Origin of the sequence: Pseudomonas sp. CDFA 610, assembly GCF_021147865.1 — a bacterium.
GTDB lineage: Bacteria > Pseudomonadota > Gammaproteobacteria > Pseudomonadales > Pseudomonadaceae > Aquipseudomonas > Aquipseudomonas alliivorans.
The window spans coordinates 165,249-181,749 of record NZ_JAGTPM010000004.1; the positions used below are offsets into that span (position 1 = coordinate 165,249).

Genomic DNA, 16,501 nt, shown 5'->3' on the forward strand with positions numbered 1-16,501 from the left:
TCTGATGGGCCGTCCCCCGAGTTGGCAGGGGACAGCGATTGCAAGTGGGTATCCCTCAAAACGCCAACGTCACCCGCGCATTCAACGCCTGATCGGTCGTGTCGCTGCCGATCTGTCCGTTGTAGCTCACGCCCACGCTCAGCTTTTCACTCAGCCCCAGGTCCACGCCCGCGCCCAACACGGCTGCGCTGCGCGCAATCGGTGCGCCGGAGAGTGCGAAGGTGTCGCCGCCGCTGAAGGCTGCGCGGCTTTCGGGTGTCACGTCGCCGAACGCACGGCGCCAGCCGACGGTGGCGTTGGGCTGGACGTCAACGCTATCCACGTTCAGGTGCGTGGCTGCCCGCAGGCCGAGAGTGCTGAAGGTGACGTGGTTTTCCTCGGACTTGTTGCGCAGGCTGATGGCGTTGCTGTTTTCGTCGAAGCCTTCGGTGTCCAGCCTTACATGGGCAAGGTTGGCGAAGGGTTCGAGTTGCGCGTTGCCCAGTTCGATGGCATAGCCGAGTTCACCGAATACCTGATTGGTCGCGGCCTGATAATCCTGCTTGAAGCGCTCGGAAGAGCCCGGCAGGTCCAGCGTGCGCTTGGCCGTCAGGTCATGCCAGGTTCGCACTGCACCCAGACGCAGGCCCAGTTGGCCCCATTTTGCGCCGCTGTAGACACCCAAGTGGTAGTTGTCACTGTCGCTCGAACCCGACGCATGGCGCAGGTCGAAACTGCTGCGGCTGAAACCGGCGAGCGCACCGACACGCCAGGTATCGTTGACCGGCACGTCGGCACCGAACAACAGGCCGCTGGTGTGGCTGTCCAGGCCAGAGGCGTCTTGCGTGCTGTCGGTTCGGCCGGTTGCGCCAATGGCCTGAGTCCAGACCAGACCGCGAGAGGCATCGCCTGCCAGGGTTTGCGAAGCGCCACCGGACGCGTGCCCGGATTGCGACTGCTGCAGTCGGTCTGCAATGGCGTTGCGCACCAGTCGACTGTCTTCAATCAATGCAGACTGAGTCGAGGCATGCAGTTCGTTCGACAGCGCGTTGAAGGTCGCTTGCGCGGTTTGCGCGTCTTCCTGCACAACGCTTCTCCACAGCGCATTGCCGGAGCCTGCGCTATCCAGTCCCTGAGCGACTGCCCGGGCGTTGCGAGTGGTCGCGAGGCTGGCGAAGCTTTGCGCGTTGCGGTCAAGCGTCAGGCCGACGTCGGTTGCGGTGTAATTGAGGGTGGGCGTCAGGAACGCGAAGTTCGATTGCACGTTGTTGAACGTGCCGTTGATACCACCCGCTGCCGAGAGGATCGAGTAACGGCTCGCCGCGACCCAGTTGCCGGCCTCGACCAGTGAAACGGTGGCGTTGTTCAGCGTGGCGCGGCCTGTGGCGACAATGCGGTCGGCATTACCGGCGGCATCCGACTCGACCTGATAGACCGAACCCTGCGCAAAGTTGACGTTGCCGTTGACGTTCAGCTGGCCCACGGAATTACCCGGCGCGACGACACCGCCTGACGCCGCATTGATGCCGCCCACCGAGCCATTGCCACCCAGCACTGCACCTGAGTTCACGGTCACGACCGAGTTGCCGAGGTTGCCGTTCACCGCCAGTCGCCCCGCCTGCACAGTGGTCGCGCCGGACAGGCTGCTGTTGCCGGTCAGGTTCAACGAGCCTGCGCCTTGTTTGATCAATGCGCCGTTGCCGGTGATAGCGTTGCTGAAGGTGTCATTGGTCGACTGATCGAGCACCAGCGTCGCGTTGTCGGTGATTGTCCCGCTGCCGAACGCCTGGGCGTGACCGGTCAGGACGCCGCCGTTGATGACAGTGCCCCCCGAGTAAGTGTTGTTGCCAGTCAGCATCAGGTTGCCAGTGCCGTTCTTGATCAGGCCGCCGGTGCCTGAAATGTCGTTGCGCCAGGCATCGATGGCGTTATAGCCGCCAAGGCTGGCGTTCATGTTGACCGTGACGTTGGAATTGAATGCGCCATAACCGTCACCTGCGGCGTACAGGTTCAAACGGCCGTAGCCATTAGACTGATCGATTACTGCGTACCCTGAAGAAATCTCGGTGGTGCCCAGAATCTCGCGGCGCTGGCTGGCGTCCAGGTACGGGAAGCGGGTTTCCAGCAGCACTTCAGCGTTGACCGGCACCACGGGCGCGAGGTTGGTCGGGCCGACCGGGCTGAAACCGTAGGTCATGCGTGCGGTGTACAGCGCCTTGTCCTGGGCGTGTTGGGATGTGCGGTCGGTAGCCGGATCAATCTTCGCCACACAGTTATTCACATCGCCGCCACACTGCGCAGTGAAGTAGGCCAGCGCTTGGGCGCGGGCATCGGCGCGCAGCTGGGTGTTGGTCGGGTTGGACAGATTATCGATGGCGAAATAGGTGGCCGTGATACGCCCGCCCATCACGTCGAAAGGCGAGTGCATACCGGCTTCGATGCGGTTGTCACCAATGTCCGAGGCACGCAGCATCAGTTCGCTGTAACGCTCGGGAATCGCATAGGCGAGGGCGATGGATGACAGGTACGCCGCGTTGGTGTGGCCACTCGGGAAGCCCGAATCGCTGGCGGGCGTGGTGCTTTTTGCCGGGCGCAGAGAAGGCTGCACCACGAATTCCAGGTTCTGGCCGTCCAGCGTCTGACGCCACGGGCGCGGGTACAGATAATGGGACTTGGCGGGTGTGGTGGACGCGTCGTTACGCACGGCTCCGACCAGATCGACGACCTTGCCCAGTGCCGAGGATGAGCTGCCCGCGCCGTTGCCCTTGTCGTCGTACTTCACGGTCTTATTGGTGTCGTCGAACTGGGTAATGGTGGTGAAGGCGCCGGAGCCTGTCTTGTACGCATCGCTCAGCGAGCCCAGACCACTGATGGCGCTGTAGCTCTGGTCGCGGCGGTCATCGAAATACGCGGCGGTTTCCTGCGCGAGCGTGCGCGAGTTGGCGCGATCGAGTACCAGTTGCAGGTTGCGCCTGAGCAGGCTTTGACCCAGCGCGGTCGGCGTGCCGGTGTCCCAGGTTGCGCCGGTCGTCCACAGGGTGTTGAAGCCCGACAGCAGGTCAACGCCGTTGATGCGGTCATCCCCTGACCTGCCTGCTGCGTGTACTGAAACGGCAAGCAGCGACAGTATCAACGTCGATACCATGACATGGGCGGTGGGTTTGACGCTCGGCATAGTGCTGTCCTGCACGCAGTTAAAAGAAGGCGCTGACGCTAACAAGCCGTTCTTACAACTGGATGTATCGCCCGTGACACATTTGTGTGGGGCTCGCAGCACACACTTGGAGTGTGGGAGGCGGCTTGCCGGCGATAGACGGCCAGTGCGCAGGGGTGCTATCCCATTCCGCGCTATGCATATTCCCCAACGGTATTTAAAATCCGTTTCTTATAGCTATACAGTTCCTGCTTCAGTCACATTCTGGAGTCGGAGTTCTCATGCCCGCAGCCTCCCTCGTTTCATCGCCCGCTTCACTGGCCTCGCAATCGTTCGACGTGCGCCCATTCGCCGAAAAGGTGGGCGCTGAAATCGTCGGGCTGGATTTGTCCAGGCCGTTGAACGACGCCGACTTTGCGCGCGTTCATCAGGCGCACCTTGATTACCACGTCATCGTGTTTCGTGATCAGCACATCACGCCGCAGCAACAGATCGATTTCAGCCGTCGGTTCGGCGTGCTGCAGATCCACGTGCTCAAGCAGTTTCTATTGGCCAACCACCCGGAAATCCTGATCGTCTCCAACATTGTCGAGAACGGTCAGCCGGTCGGTCTGGGCGACGCTGGCAAGTATTGGCATTCGGACCTGTCGTACAAGGAACTGCCGAGCCTGGGCTCGATGCTGTACGCGCAGGAGTTGCCCAGCGAGGGCGGCGATACCCTGTTCGCGAACATGCATCAGGCGTGGGACACGCTGCCGCAGCACCTGCGCGATGCGGTCGAAGGGCGTTCTGCCGTTCACAGCTACACCGCGCGTTATTCCGAGGGCCACAACGCGGTCAACTGGCGCCCGACCCTGACCGCCGAGCAACTGGCTCAGGTCGCCGAAGTGAGCCATCCCATTGTGCGCACCCACCCTGAAAACGGTCGCAAGGCGTTGTTCGTCAGTGAAGGTTTCACCACGCGCATTCTGGGTCTGCCGGAAGACGAGAGCCGTCAGATTCTCAACGAAATCTACGCACACAGCGTTCGCCCCGAGCATATCTATCGCCATCAGTGGCAGCCCGACGACATGGTGTTCTGGGACAACCGTTCGCTGATCCATCTGGCGGCGGGCTGCCCGGCGCATCTGCGACGCAAGCTGCATCGCACGACCATTCAAGGCTCAGCGCCGTTCTGATGGAGAACCGTTCATGAATGCTGCTCTGCAAGGCCACACGGCCAGCCAGAACACCCCATCGCAACCGGCCGCTCAGCACACCACTGAAGCCTTGTTGCAGGTTCGCGGCGTCAGCCTCGAATACCGGACGCCCGAACGCGTGGTGCGGGCGACGCATCAGGTCAGCTTCGAGGTGGATCCGGCAGACCGTTTCGTCCTGCTCGGCCCATCGGGCTGTGGAAAATCCACGCTGCTCAAGGCAGTGGCCGGTTTCATCCAGCCCAGCGAAGGCGAGATCCGGCTGGCAGGCAATCAGGTGCGCGAGCCTGGCCCGGACCGCATTGTGGTGTTTCAAGAGTTCGACCAGTTGCCGCCGTGGAAAACCGTGATCGAAAACGTCATGTTTCCGCTGCTGGCGTCGCGCACTTTGAAGCGTCCCGAGGCGTTGGAACGTGCGCGTTATTACCTGGAAAAAGTCGGGCTCAGCGCCTTTGCCGATGCTTATCCACACACCTTGTCCGGCGGCATGAAAGCGCGCGTGGCCATCGCCCGGGCGCTGGCGATGCAGCCGAAAATCCTGCTGATGGACGAACCCTTCGCCGCACTCGATGCCCTGACGCGCCGCAAGATGCAGGAAGAGCTGCTGGAGCTGTGGGACGAAGTGCGCTTCACGCTGTTGTTTGTCACCCATTCCATTGAGGAAGCGCTGGTGGTGGGCAATCGCATCCTGTTGCTGTCGCCCCATCCGGGGCGTGTACGTGCCGAGATCAACAGCCATCAGTACGACCTGAAAAGCCTGGGTGGTGTCGGTTTCCAACAGACCGCCCAGCGCATTCATCGCCTGCTGTTCGATGAGGGCGAAGCGGGGCAGGTCGATGAAGAACTGAATTTCCAGGACATCCGGATCGCGTATTGATCGTTGCTGACCGAGCCCGCGCAGAGCATGGGCGCGATCAGACGAGCCGCGCTCCATATAGACAATCAGGGAACCGAACACCATGAGCCTCGCACCTCCCGTTCGCGAAGAATACGAAGTCACGCTGCAGCCCTTCACTCAGGAAGACCTGGCCCGCGATCTGCCTTTGGCACAGCGCATCTGGCAACTGGGCTGGGTGCGCAAGACCGTGATCATGATTGCGCTGGCCGTGATCTGGGAACTCGCTGCGCGTCTTCAGAACAACGACCTGCTGCTGCCCAGCTTTTTGCAGACCGCCGCTGCGTTCTACGACGGCATCGTCAGCGGCGAACTGCCAGGCAAGGTCTGGATTTCCCTGACCGTGCTGATTCAGGGTTATTTGATCGGCATCGTCCTGGCGTTCGGCCTGACCACGCTGGCGGTGTCCACCCAGCTGGGGCGTGACCTGCTCGGCACCCTGACCGCCATGTTCAACCCGTTGCCCGCCATTGCGCTGCTGCCGCTGGCGCTGCTGTGGTTCGGGCTGGGGCAGAACAGTCTGATTTTCGTGCTGGTGCATTCGGTGCTGTGGGCGCTGGCGCTCAACACTTACGCCGGTTTTCTCGGTGTTTCCGAAACCCAGCGCATGGCGGGTCGCAACTATGGGCTCAAGGGGTTGCGCTTTGTCTGGCACATCCTGATTCCTGCCGCGCTGCCGTCGATTCTGGCGGGCCTGAAAATCGGCTGGGCGTTCGCCTGGCGCACCTTGATCGCCGCCGAGCTGGTATTCGGCGCGTCTTCCGGCAAAGGCGGGCTTGGCTGGTACATCTTCCAGAACCGCAACGAGCTTTACACCGACAAGGTGTTTGCCGGGCTGGCGGCGGTGATCCTGATCGGTCTGCTGGTGGAGAACCTGCTGTTTGCCAACATCGAGCGCCTCACGGTCAAGCGCTGGGGCATGCAACGCTGAATCAAACCCATAACGACTCTTTGAATGACTGGAGCGAGCATTTCATGGCAACTTCTTTCAAGCGTCCGGTGCTGACTGCACTGGCGGCGACAATCGGTCTGTTCGGCGCACTGCTCAGCAGCGGCGCGCAGGCCGAAGGCAAGATCAGCATCGCCCAGCAGTTCGGCATCGGTTACCTGATTCTCGACGTGGTGCGTGATCAGAAACTGATCGAAAAACACGGCAAGGAGCAGGGCCTCGACATCAAGGTCGACTGGAACAGCATTTCCGGCGCCACGGCCATGAACGAGGCGTTGCTGGCGGGCGCACTGGACGTGGTGTCGGCGGGCGTGCCGCCGATGCTGACGGTCTGGGACCGCACCAAGGGCAAACAGAACGTCAAGGCCATCGCCTCGCTGGGTTCGATGCCCAACTACCTGCTGACCAACAACCCCAACGTTAAGACGATCAAGGACTTTACCGACAAGGACCGCATCGCGGTGCCGGCCGCGGGCGTGGGTTTCCAGTCGCGTACTCTGCAGATCGAAACCGCCAAGGTGTTCGGTGACGACAACTACAAGAAATTCGACAACATCTCGGTCAGCCTCGCGCACCCTGATGCCACGGCGGCGTTGATCGCGGGCGGTTCGGAAATCAACTCACACTTCTCCAGTCCGCCGTTCCAGTATCAGGCGCTGGAAAACCCGAACGTGCACAAGGTGCTCAGTTCCTACGATGTATTGGGCGGTCAGGCCACGTTCAACGTGCTCTACACCACCGAGAAATTCCACGACGAGAATCCCAAAACCTATAAGGCGTTCTACGACGCACTGGCCGAGGCGGAGAAGATCATCAAGGCCGACAAGGCAGCGGCTGCGCAGACTTACATCCGCGTCGAGCAGTCCAAACTGCCGTTGCCGCTGGTAGAGAAAATCGTCTCCGACCCTGAAATCGATTTCACCATCACCCCGCAGCGCACGTTCATCTACGCCGAGAAGCTGCATGAGCTGGGCGTGCTGAAGAACAAGGCGGCGAGCTGGAAGGATTACTTCTTCGAAGAAGCGCAGGGTGGTGCGGGGAGTTGAGGCAGGTGTCTGCTGAGGCCCTGAATTAACGGTCGGGGATTTCAAGCACACTGATCGTGCCCATGCTTCGCGTGGGCATGCAGCTTCCGATATGTTGAAGTGCGTGTGTAACCTGAGCTAACGAAAATCCGCTTTTGAAGGGCGATTCTTTCAGGCCTTTCCCTTTCCTCAGTACGAACTTTCCTAGAAAATCCCGGGCCCTTGTGTGCATGAATTCTGGACACTAGGCTGCATCGGTCGCTGCGTTTCAGCGATCGGGTTTAGCAGCCTGTCTATGGATAACAAGTGTCGCGAGTGTCGCTTTATGGCGGCTTTGCGTGGGGCACCTTCGGGTGCGCCGGTCAACATACGCTTGTTCCTGCCGGTCTGCTAACCCGCGTCAAAGCCGCCACCCTTGTTCGTTTAGCAGCGAGCAACCGGTGGCTTCGTTAGCTAAAGGAATAAGCAATGATCAACTCCACCCCGGCCCCACCTCACACGTCCCTCGAAGAAACCCTGATCCAGGTCAGTGACATCCTGCGCTGCGCCTCGGCCGCTGCGTACGAATCCGGCGATGCCCTCAATGGCGCGAAACGCGACCTGGCGTTCTCGGTGGTCCACCTGATCGACATCGCCAGAACCCGGCTGGATCGCTCGCTGGAGGATATCGCCACGTACTGAACGCAGCGGCAAACCTCGCAGTTCTGTCAGTAGCAGCTTATGTACACGGCGATGCAGAGTAGCGGTGTGAGCAAGCGCATTTTGCTCGCACCGAACACCTGCAGTTCAGCCAGCACGGATGCGTGAAATGCCTCAGAACCCAATCCTCTGCCGCTACCGCTACGATCCTCTGGACCGGCTCGCCACCCACACCCCATTGGCACAGGCCGCTGTTCGGATGTTCTATCAGGCCGACAAGCCGATCACTGAAACCCAAGGCATCGACCAACACAGCTTCTTGCGCCACGACCACCAATTGCTGGCCTGCCGGGCGACTGAGGGCCATTCCTCCAGCGTGTCACTCACGGCCTCTGATCATCAGCAAAGCATCATGAGCGTGGTCGCACCCAGGCAGATTGAAGCGATTGCGTACACTCCCTACGGCCACAGCATTCCGCTGGCTCACCTGCCTGGCTTCAACGGTCAACCCTGCGACCCGATCACGGGCCATTACCTGCTGGGCAATGGTTATCGTGCCTTCAATCCTGTGTTGATGCGCTTCAACAGCCCGGACAGCGTGAGTCCTTTTGGCAAGGGTGGTTTGAATGCCTATGCCTACTGCGCCGGGGATCCTGTCAATCGGAGCGACGCCAGTGGGCATGATTGGCTTGATATTGCGCTATCGGCTGCCTATATCGGTGCTGGCCTGGCGACGGCTGGAATTGGTCTGGCAATGGCTCGGCCTTCGTTGAAAGCAGTGTTCAGAGGGGTAAAGGTGAAAGGCGCGGCCGCCGACGTGAGCCCGCCACCACCCGCACTCAGACGGCCTGCCAATACGAGCGAGAAGCTTTCGGCTGTCGTCGCAGTAGGCGCAGTGACCGCCGGTGTTGCTTGGGGCTCCGCGTTCATTGTCAAAAACGCGGCCCCCGACTCACCCCTGCAAAAGCCTCTGGCCGGACTTGCGGTGGCACTGAGCTTTTCCACACTGGGTTTTCGGGGATTTAATTTCGCTCGCGCCGAAATGGCAAAACTTGCAGCCAAGCGTGCGACTGCCGCAGCAGTCAACCCCCGACCCAGCCTCCGTAGCCAATCCTCTAGCGTGCGGGGTAATGAGAGTGAGCTTGTGGAGGACACACGGCTCTGACCTGGATTCGAACAACGCCGGGACCACTCACGTTTTGCCGCTGCTGCTTTGGCATTTCTGCCAGTGGACCTGCATGCCGAACCGGCGCACGCTTGAGTTCAGTCTTAATCATCAGGGACGTGATCATGACGCTTCTTTGCACCTACACCTACGATCCGCTGGACCGAATTGCGACACTGAGCCCCTTGGCTCAGGCACTCACTCAACGCTTCTACTGCAACGGACGAATGACGACTGAGCGTCAGGGAGGCCTTCAGCGCACGTTGTTTCAGGCAGACACTCACCTGCTGGCGCAACTGAATCGGGAAGACAGTGAAGGGTCTATCGATTTGATCGCCACAGACCAGCAGAACAGCGCGTTGGGGGTGATCACCGCGGCGCAACAGATCGATATCGCCTATTCACCTTACGGCCATCGCGACCCTGACCTGTCCGGCACCGCGCTGCCGGGTTTCACCGGCGCACAACCCGAGCAGGTGACCGGCCATTACCTGCTGGGCAATGGTTATCGCGCCTTCAACCCGACGTTGATGCGCTTCAATAGCCCGGACAGTCTGAGTCCGTTCGGTAAAGGCGGGTTCAACGCGTACGCCTATTGTGCGGGCAATCCGATTAACCGAATCGATCCGACGGGGCATATGAGTTTCACTTCATTAGGGGCTATAGCCAGTTTGATATTGATGGCCGGCGGTATTGCAAGCACTGTAGTCGGCAGTGTGACTACTGAGTCAAACCCGAAAATCTCCACGCCGCTGATAATTGTGGGGATCCTGACTACTGTACTGGGCACAACCGGGCTGTCCGCTTCGGCCGGTGCGGCGATTGGCAGAAGAGCCCACCTAGGACGCCCTGAAGGCCTTGCAGGACGGCAATCGCGTGGTGCTGCTCCTGCGACTCCAGGGCGCATGAATGATTTCGTTCCAGACAATGGCGCATTGCAAGGGCACCGTAACGGTATTTCTGCACCGTCTGGCCCATCACTAGAGGATAGGTTTCGTGCTTATCTCACCAATCAACGGGTTTCTGCTGCTCAAGGGGATAGGCCTCCTGCCTACGAGCCTCCACCTTCTTACGACGAGGCGATTGGAAGGCCAGCGCGTTTAATTGTGTCTTCGTCAGATCAGATCAGATCCGATCCGATCAGAAGGTCCATGCCAGGTCTGCGTGAGACAACGGCCTGAGAGATCCACTGCGTGATATCTCGCATGCCTGCTGCTGGTGTTCATGGCAGGCCTGCGTGATCGACACGTTTAACCGGTCCAGGTGCTCGGGCATCTTGCGCCGCCATCGAACCTGTCCTGCCAGTCACACAGACCTTTATTGCGAGCGCCTCCAAGGAACCCTCCCGCACGCCAACAGTCGCATGTTCACGTGATTCTCCCGTACCCCTACGCTTGCACCCCGGCATCCGCAAAAGGAGTCTGCATGCCTGCCCGTCCTTCAAGTTTGTTTACGCTCGGCCTTGCCGCTGCCATGGCGATACTGGCCGGCTGTGGCGAGGAAAAACCGGCGGCGCCCGATTTGCCCCGGGTGTACGTGCAGCCGGTTAAAACGGCTGAGTTCGCCGCCAGTGTTGCGTTGACGGGCGATATTCAGGCACGGGTGCAAACGCAGCTGTCGTTCCGGGTCAACGGCAAGATCATCCAGCGCAGTGTGGATGTAGGGGATCGGGTAACGCCCAGGCAGGTACTGGCGCGGCTCGACCCCAAGGATCTGCAGATCAATGTCGACTCGGCGCAGGCGTCGGTCGCGGCCGAGCAGGCGCGCGTCAGCCAGACCCGTGCCGCCTTTGTCCGCCAGCAGAAGTTGCTGCCCAAGGGTTATACCAGTCAGAGCGAATACGATTCTGCGCAGGCCGCGCTGCGTGGAAGCGAAAGTTCGCTGAAAGCCGCCCAGGCGCAACTGGCCAACGCCCGTGAGCAACTGAGTTACACCGCACTGGTCGCCGACGTGTCGGGTGTGATCACAGCCCGTCAGGCCGAAGTCGGGCAGGTCGTGCAAGCCACGGTGCCTATCTTCGATCTGGCACGTGATGGCGAGCGCGATGCGGTATTCAACGTCTACGAGTCCCTGTTCGTGCAGCCGCCGGGTGACGAGCCGGTCCAGGTGACGCTGCTCGACAACCCGGCGATCAAGGTCAGCGGCAAGGTGCGTGAGGTCACGCCAGCTGTGTCGGCGCAAACGGGCACCCTGCAGGTCAAGATCGCGCTCGACCCGCTGCCTGAGGGCATGGACCTGGGATCGGTGGTCAGTGTTGCCTTGAGCAAACCGGCCAATGCCAGCGTCGAGCTGCCGTGGTCGGCGCTTACCAAAGACCTTGGCGAGCACCTTGGCAAACCTGCCGTATGGGTCGTGGACGAGCAGGGCAAGGCCAATCTGCGCCGCGTCACGGTTGCGCGTTACCTGACCTCCCACGTCATCATCAGTGACGGCCTCAAGGCGGGAGAGAGGGTGGTCACCGCAGGGGGGCAGTTGCTGCACCCGGACATGCAGGTGGAAATCGCCGATCAATCCCGACCGCAAAATGCCAAGGTGCAACCATGAAGCGTTTATCGTGCGTTGTATTGAGTGGCTTGCTGCTGGCAGGTTGCGGCAAGGATGAAACGCCGCCGGAGCCTGTACGTCCGGTGGTGTTCGTCGAAGCCAAGCCTGAGTCGATGGAGGATTTCGGGCGTTTTGCGGGCAATATCGAAGCGCGCTACCAAAGCGTGCTGGGCTTTCGCGTGCCGGGCCGCATTGCCAGTCGTCACGTGGACGTGGGCAGTGAAGTGAAAAAGGGCGATCTGCTCGCAACGCTCGATCCCACCGATCAGCAGAACAATGTGCGTGGCCGTCAAGGTGATCTGGCCAATGTTCAGGCGCAGTGGATCAACGCGCAGGCCAATGCCCGTCGCCAACAGGCGTTGTTCGACCGTGGTGTCGGTGCGCAGGCGCAACTGGACATCGCGCTGACCAACCTGAAAACCGCTCAGTCATCGCTGGATCAGGCCAAGGCTGCCGAGCAGCAGGCCCGTGATCAACTGAGCTACAGCGAGCTGCGCAGCGATCACGATGCGGTGGTCACCGAGTGGAAAGTCGAAGCCGGGCAGGTCGTCACGGCCGGTCAGGAAGTGGTCACACTGGCGCGTCCGGATATCAAGGAAGCGGTGATCGACATGCCTGCCCAACTGGCTGACCAATTGCCTGCCGATGTGGTGTATACCGTCGCGAGCCAGCTTGATCCGGACGTGAACACCACCGCGACGCTGCGTGAAATCGAACCGCAACCGGACCGCTCGACCCGCACGCGTCGGGCGCGTTTTTCGCTGACCGAAACGCCGCCTGCGCTGCGTCTGGGAACGGCGATCAGCGTGACCCTCAGCTCGGCCATCGCCCCGCGCATCCGCCTGCCGCTCAACGCCTTGCAGGACGTCGATGGCAAACGCCAGATCTGGATCATCGATCCGCAGAGCCAGACCGTCAACCCGAGAGTCGTCAATATCGTGAGCCAGGACGACAGCAGTTTTCTGTTGGCCAGCGGCGTGAGCGCCGGAGAGAAAGTGATCAGTGCGGGCGTCAACAGCCTCAAGCCGGGGCAGAAAGTCAAAGTCGATGAGGAAAGCCCGCGATGAAAGGGAATTTCAATCTGTCCGAGTGGGCGCTCAAGCATCAGTCGTTCGTCTGGTACCTGATGTTCGTCGCGCTGTTGATGGGCGTTTTTTCCTACATGAAGCTGGGACGTGAGGAAGATCCTTCGTTCACCATCAAGACGATGGTCATCCAGACCCGCTGGCCGGGCGCGACGGTGGACGAAACGCTGGAACAGGTGACTGACCGCATCGAGAAAAAGCTCGAAGAGCTGGATTCCCTGGACTATGTGAAAAGCTACACCCGGCCGGGCGAATCGACGGTCATGGTTTTCCTGCGCGACACCACGGACGCCAAGGCGATACCGGAGATCTGGTATCAGGTGCGCAAGAAGATCGACGACATTCGCGGGCAATTTCCTCAAGGGCTGCAGGGGCCCGCGTTCAATGATGAATTCGGCGACGTGTACGGGTCCATCTACGCCTTTACGGCGGACGGGTTCTCGATGCGGCAGTTGCGCGATTACGTCGAAAAGGTCCGCGTCGATATCCGTTCGGTCGAAGGGCTGGGCAAGGTCGAGATGGTCGGCCAGCAGGACGAAGTGATTTACCTGAATTTCTCGACCCGCAAACTGGCGGCGCTCGGGCTGGATCAGCGGCAGGTCGTGCAAAGCCTGCAATCGCAGAACGCTGTGACACCTGCGGGCGTGATCGAAGCCGGGCCGGAACGGATTTCCGTTCGCACCTCGGGACAGTTCGCGTCCGAGAAGGATCTGGCAGCCGTCAACCTGCGGCTCAATGATCGCTTCTACCGTCTGAGCGATATCGCTGACATCAGCCGTGGCTACACCGACCCGCCCAAGCCGCTGTTCCGCTACAACGGCAAGCCCGCCATTGGCCTTGCGATTGCCATGAAGAAGGGCGGCAACATTCAGGCATTCGGCAAGGCGCTGCATGAACGCATGGACGCCACGACCGCTGAACTGCCGGTCGGCGTCGGCGTGCACAAGGTATCGGATCAGGCCGAAGTGGTGGACAAGGCGGTAGGCGGTTTTACCAGCGCCCTGTTCGAAGCGGTGATCATCGTGATGGTCGTCAGCTTCATCAGCCTTGGCGTGCGTGCCGGTCTTGTGGTGGCGTGCTCCATTCCGCTGGTGCTGGCGATGGTGTTCGTGTTCATGGAATACAGCGGCATTACCATGCAGCGGATTTCCCTCGGAGCGCTGATCATCGCCCTCGGTCTGTTGGTGGACGACGCGATGATCACGGTCGAGATGATGGTCACACGGCTGGAAATGGGCGAGACCAAGGAGCAGGCCGCGACCTATGCCTACACCTCGACGGCTTTCCCGATGCTGACCGGCACGCTGGTCACGGTGGCAGGCTTCGTGCCGATTGGCCTGAACAACAGTTCGGCGGGGGAATACACCTTCACGCTGTTTGCAGTGATCGCGGTGGCGATGCTGGTGTCCTGGCTGGTGGCCGTGCTGTTTGCGCCGGTGATCGGAATTCATATCCTGAGCAGCAACGTCAAACCCAAGTCCGAAGAACCGGGCCGCGTCGGTCGTGCTTTCAACAGCAGCATGGTCTGGGCCATGCGTCATCGCTGGCTGGCGATTGGCATCACACTGGCTCTTTTCGCTGCGTCGCTGTTCTCGATGCAGTTTGTGCAGAGTCAGTTCTTCCCGTCATCCGACCGGCCTGAGATTCTGGTCGATCTGAACCTGCCGCAGAACGCGTCGGTCAACGAGACGCGCAAGGTGGTCGATCGCTTCGAGGCAAGCCTCAAGGACGATCCGGACATCGAGCGCTGGAGTACCTACATTGGCCAGGGCGCATTGCGTTTTTACCTGCCGCTGGACCAGCAACTGGAAAACCCGTTCTACGCCCAGCTGGTGATCGTCAGCAAAGGTCTGGAAGAGCGTGGCGCGTTGACGGCGCGTCTGCAGAAACGTTTGCGTGATGATTTCGTCGGCATCGGCTCCTATGTGCAGCCGCTGGAAATGGGGCCTCCGGTCGGACGTCCGTTGCAGTACCGCGTCAGCGGCGAAGACGTCGACAAGGTGCGTCAGCACGCCATCGAACTGGCCACGCTACTGGATCAAAACGCCCATGTGGGCGAGGTGATCTACGACTGGAACGAGCCGGGCAAGGTGTTGCGCATCGACATCAATCAGGACAAGGCGCGGCAGTTGGGGTTGTCTTCCGAGGACGTCGCCAACCTGATGAACAGCGTGGTCAGCGGTTCTGCCGTGACTCAGGTGCGCGACGATATCTACCTGATCAACGTGGTCGGTCGCGCCGAAGACGCCGAGCGCGGCACGCCGGAAACCCTGCAAAACCTGCAGATCGTCACGCCGAGCGGCGCGTCCATTCCGTTGCTGGCGTTTGCGACCGTGGGCTATGAGCTTGAACAGCCGCTGGTGTGGCGTCGCGATCGCAAGCCGACCATCACCGTGAAAGGTGCTGTGCGCGACGAGATTCAGCCAACGGACCTGGTCAAGCAGTTGAAGCCCGAGATCGATAAATTCGCCGCCGGCCTGCCGGTGGGCTACAAGGTGGCGACCGGCGGCACGGTGGAAGAAAGCAGCAAGGCCCAAGGCCCGATTGCGAGCGTGGTGCCGTTGATGCTGTTTCTGATGGCGACCTTCCTGATGATCCAGCTGCACAGCGTGCAGAAGATGTTCCTGGTTGCCAGTGTTGCGCCGCTGGGTCTGATCGGTGTTGTGTTGGCACTGATCCCGACCGGCACGCCGCTGGGATTTGTGGCGATTCTGGGCGTGCTGGCGCTGATTGGCATCATCATCCGCAACTCAGTGATTCTGGTGACCCAGATCGACGCCTACGAACGCAGCGGGTATCTGCCATGGGATGCGGTGGTTGAAGCCACCGAGCATCGACGTCGGCCGATTCTGCTGACGGCTGCGGCGGCAAGTCTGGGCATGATCCCGATTGCGCGGGAAGTCTTCTGGGGGCCGATGGCTTACGCGATGATCGGCGGCATCATCATTGCGACGCTGCTGACACTGTTGTTCCTGCCTGCGCTGTATGTGGCCTGGTACCGGATCAAGGAACCGACCGATGAACAGCGTCGCGAGGCGGATGAGAAGAAGGATCAGGAGGCGAACTGGCGACAGGACACTGATTGAGCTGCGCGTCGGCTGTGGAGCCGGACGCGCAGCGTACTGGGCGGCATTTCAAAGTGTGGGAGCGATCAGTTGACTGATTATGATCGTGCCTCACGCTCCGCGCTCATCGTATACAAGTCCCCTTCACATTCCGGACAGGCTTATACCCTGCGCCAGACGCTCGCCAGCCATGGCTGTTGCTCTCGCGGCAGCCCGGCGGGGCGGTAGTAGTGTTCCAGTTCGACGAACCCGGCGTCGGTCAGCAAGGCGCGCCATGATTCCAGATCGTGGTAGGTGCCGTAGCGCTCCCCGTTCCAGCCCTCCTGGTTCTGCCCGCGCGGGTTGGAGCTGAACAGCACGCCGCCCGGCTTGAGCGTGGCGTGGAGTTGCAGCAACACGCGGGGCAGTTCCTGACGCGGCACGTGGAAAAGTACGGCGTTGGCGAAGATGCCATCGAAGCGTGCGGGCGGCAGGTCGAGTTCGAGGAAGTTTTGCTGCAACACCTCGCAGCCGGTCTCTGTTCGGGCCATCTCGGCGAAGCGCTCGGAGCCGTCCAGCCCGACCGCGACATGACCCATCGCGGTGAAGGCCTTCAGGTCACGCCCCGGCCCGCAGCCGAAGTCCAGAATCTGCCAAGGCGTCGGCCCTTCTATATGGCGCAGCAGCGCGTCGATGTTCTGGCTGACGTCATGGTCCCGCGTGCCTTCGCGAAAGTCTTCGGCGACGCGGTTGTAGTTATCCAGCGTGGTCGTGGTGATCTGGTCGAGGGTCTGGGGATCGAGTTTCATCAAAGGCGGTCCGGTCC

Annotated in this window: 12 protein-coding genes; 10 read left to right on the forward strand and 2 right to left on the reverse strand. The window is 60.8% G+C overall.

Annotated features, from left to right (window positions below):
- Window positions 1–55 precede the first annotated feature (55 nt).
- Entirely contained in the window at window positions 56–3,124 is a 3,069-nt protein-coding gene (locus KDX39_RS08710; protein WP_442964532.1) for an autotransporter domain-containing protein, read from the reverse strand.
- A 290-nt stretch (window positions 3,125–3,414) separates the two neighbouring features.
- On the opposite strand from KDX39_RS08710, the gene KDX39_RS08715 reads away from it, so the two are divergent.
- From KDX39_RS08715 to KDX39_RS08760, 10 genes are all read left to right on the forward strand, one after another.
- The gene (locus KDX39_RS08715; RefSeq protein WP_231660053.1) at window positions 3,415–4,311 is read left to right on the forward strand and encodes a TauD/TfdA dioxygenase family protein; all 897 of its coding nucleotides are present in this window, start codon (window positions 3,415–3,417) and stop codon (window positions 4,309–4,311) included.
- 13 nt (window positions 4,312–4,324) lie between these two features.
- Complete coding sequence (locus KDX39_RS08720; protein WP_231660054.1) at window positions 4,325–5,206, forward strand: ABC transporter ATP-binding protein; 882 nt, start codon at window positions 4,325–4,327, stop codon at window positions 5,204–5,206.
- 82 nt (window positions 5,207–5,288) lie between these two features.
- Window positions 5,289–6,155 (forward strand): ABC transporter permease, encoded by an 867-nt coding sequence (locus KDX39_RS08725; protein ID WP_122587594.1) that lies wholly within the window; start codon window positions 5,289–5,291, stop codon window positions 6,153–6,155.
- 44 nt (window positions 6,156–6,199) lie between these two features.
- Entirely contained in the window at window positions 6,200–7,219 is a 1,020-nt protein-coding gene (locus KDX39_RS08730; protein WP_099229324.1) for an ABC transporter substrate-binding protein, read from the forward strand.
- A gap of 447 nt (window positions 7,220–7,666) precedes the next feature.
- Complete coding sequence (locus KDX39_RS08735) at window positions 7,667–7,879, forward strand: DUF6124 family protein (RefSeq protein WP_099229325.1); 213 nt, start codon at window positions 7,667–7,669, stop codon at window positions 7,877–7,879.
- Window positions 7,880–8,096: 217 nt separating this feature from the next.
- Complete coding sequence (locus KDX39_RS08740; protein WP_231660055.1) at window positions 8,097–9,002, forward strand: RHS repeat-associated core domain-containing protein; 906 nt, start codon at window positions 8,097–8,099, stop codon at window positions 9,000–9,002.
- Between the two features lie 92 nt (window positions 9,003–9,094).
- A complete protein-coding gene (locus KDX39_RS08745) occupies window positions 9,095–10,183 on the forward strand; it encodes an RHS repeat-associated core domain-containing protein (RefSeq protein WP_231660056.1) in 1,089 nt (362 codons plus the stop codon).
- 244 nt (window positions 10,184–10,427) lie between these two features.
- On the forward strand, window positions 10,428–11,546 hold the full coding sequence (locus tag KDX39_RS08750; protein ID WP_231660057.1) for an efflux RND transporter periplasmic adaptor subunit: 1,119 nt from the start codon (window positions 10,428–10,430) through the stop codon (window positions 11,544–11,546).
- The gene (locus KDX39_RS08755) at window positions 11,543–12,613 is read left to right on the forward strand and encodes an efflux RND transporter periplasmic adaptor subunit (RefSeq protein ID WP_231660058.1); all 1,071 of its coding nucleotides are present in this window, start codon (window positions 11,543–11,545) and stop codon (window positions 12,611–12,613) included. Before KDX39_RS08750 ends, KDX39_RS08755 begins: the two co-directional genes overlap by 4 nt.
- Window positions 12,610–15,717 (forward strand): efflux RND transporter permease subunit, encoded by a 3,108-nt coding sequence (locus KDX39_RS08760; RefSeq protein ID WP_231660059.1) that lies wholly within the window; start codon window positions 12,610–12,612, stop codon window positions 15,715–15,717. Before KDX39_RS08755 ends, KDX39_RS08760 begins: the two co-directional genes overlap by 4 nt.
- Before the next feature lie 140 nt (window positions 15,718–15,857).
- Here the strand turns inward: KDX39_RS08760 and KDX39_RS08765 are convergent, their stop codons facing one another.
- A complete protein-coding gene (locus tag KDX39_RS08765; protein ID WP_184321997.1) occupies window positions 15,858–16,484 on the reverse strand; it encodes a class I SAM-dependent methyltransferase in 627 nt (208 codons plus the stop codon).
- Window positions 16,485–16,501 lie beyond the last annotated feature (17 nt).

Coding starts and splice junctions, on each gene's coding strand:
- KDX39_RS08710 (WP_442964532.1), bottom strand. CDS start 3,124: ATGGTATCGACGTTGATACTGTCGCTGCTTGCCGTTTCAGTACACGCA.
- KDX39_RS08715 (WP_231660053.1), top strand. CDS start 3,415: ATGCCCGCAGCCTCCCTCGTTTCATCGCCCGCTTCACTGGCCTCGCAA.
- KDX39_RS08720 (WP_231660054.1), top strand. CDS start 4,325: ATGAATGCTGCTCTGCAAGGCCACACGGCCAGCCAGAACACCCCATCG.
- KDX39_RS08725 (WP_122587594.1), top strand. CDS start 5,289: ATGAGCCTCGCACCTCCCGTTCGCGAAGAATACGAAGTCACGCTGCAG.
- KDX39_RS08730 (WP_099229324.1), top strand. CDS start 6,200: ATGGCAACTTCTTTCAAGCGTCCGGTGCTGACTGCACTGGCGGCGACA.
- KDX39_RS08735 (WP_099229325.1), top strand. CDS start 7,667: ATGATCAACTCCACCCCGGCCCCACCTCACACGTCCCTCGAAGAAACC.
- KDX39_RS08740 (WP_231660055.1), top strand. CDS start 8,097: ATGTTCTATCAGGCCGACAAGCCGATCACTGAAACCCAAGGCATCGAC.
- KDX39_RS08750 (WP_231660057.1), top strand. CDS start 10,428: ATGCCTGCCCGTCCTTCAAGTTTGTTTACGCTCGGCCTTGCCGCTGCC.
- KDX39_RS08755 (WP_231660058.1), top strand. CDS start 11,543: ATGAAGCGTTTATCGTGCGTTGTATTGAGTGGCTTGCTGCTGGCAGGT.
- KDX39_RS08760 (WP_231660059.1), top strand. CDS start 12,610: ATGAAAGGGAATTTCAATCTGTCCGAGTGGGCGCTCAAGCATCAGTCG.
- KDX39_RS08765 (WP_184321997.1), bottom strand. CDS start 16,484: ATGAAACTCGATCCCCAGACCCTCGACCAGATCACCACGACCACGCTG.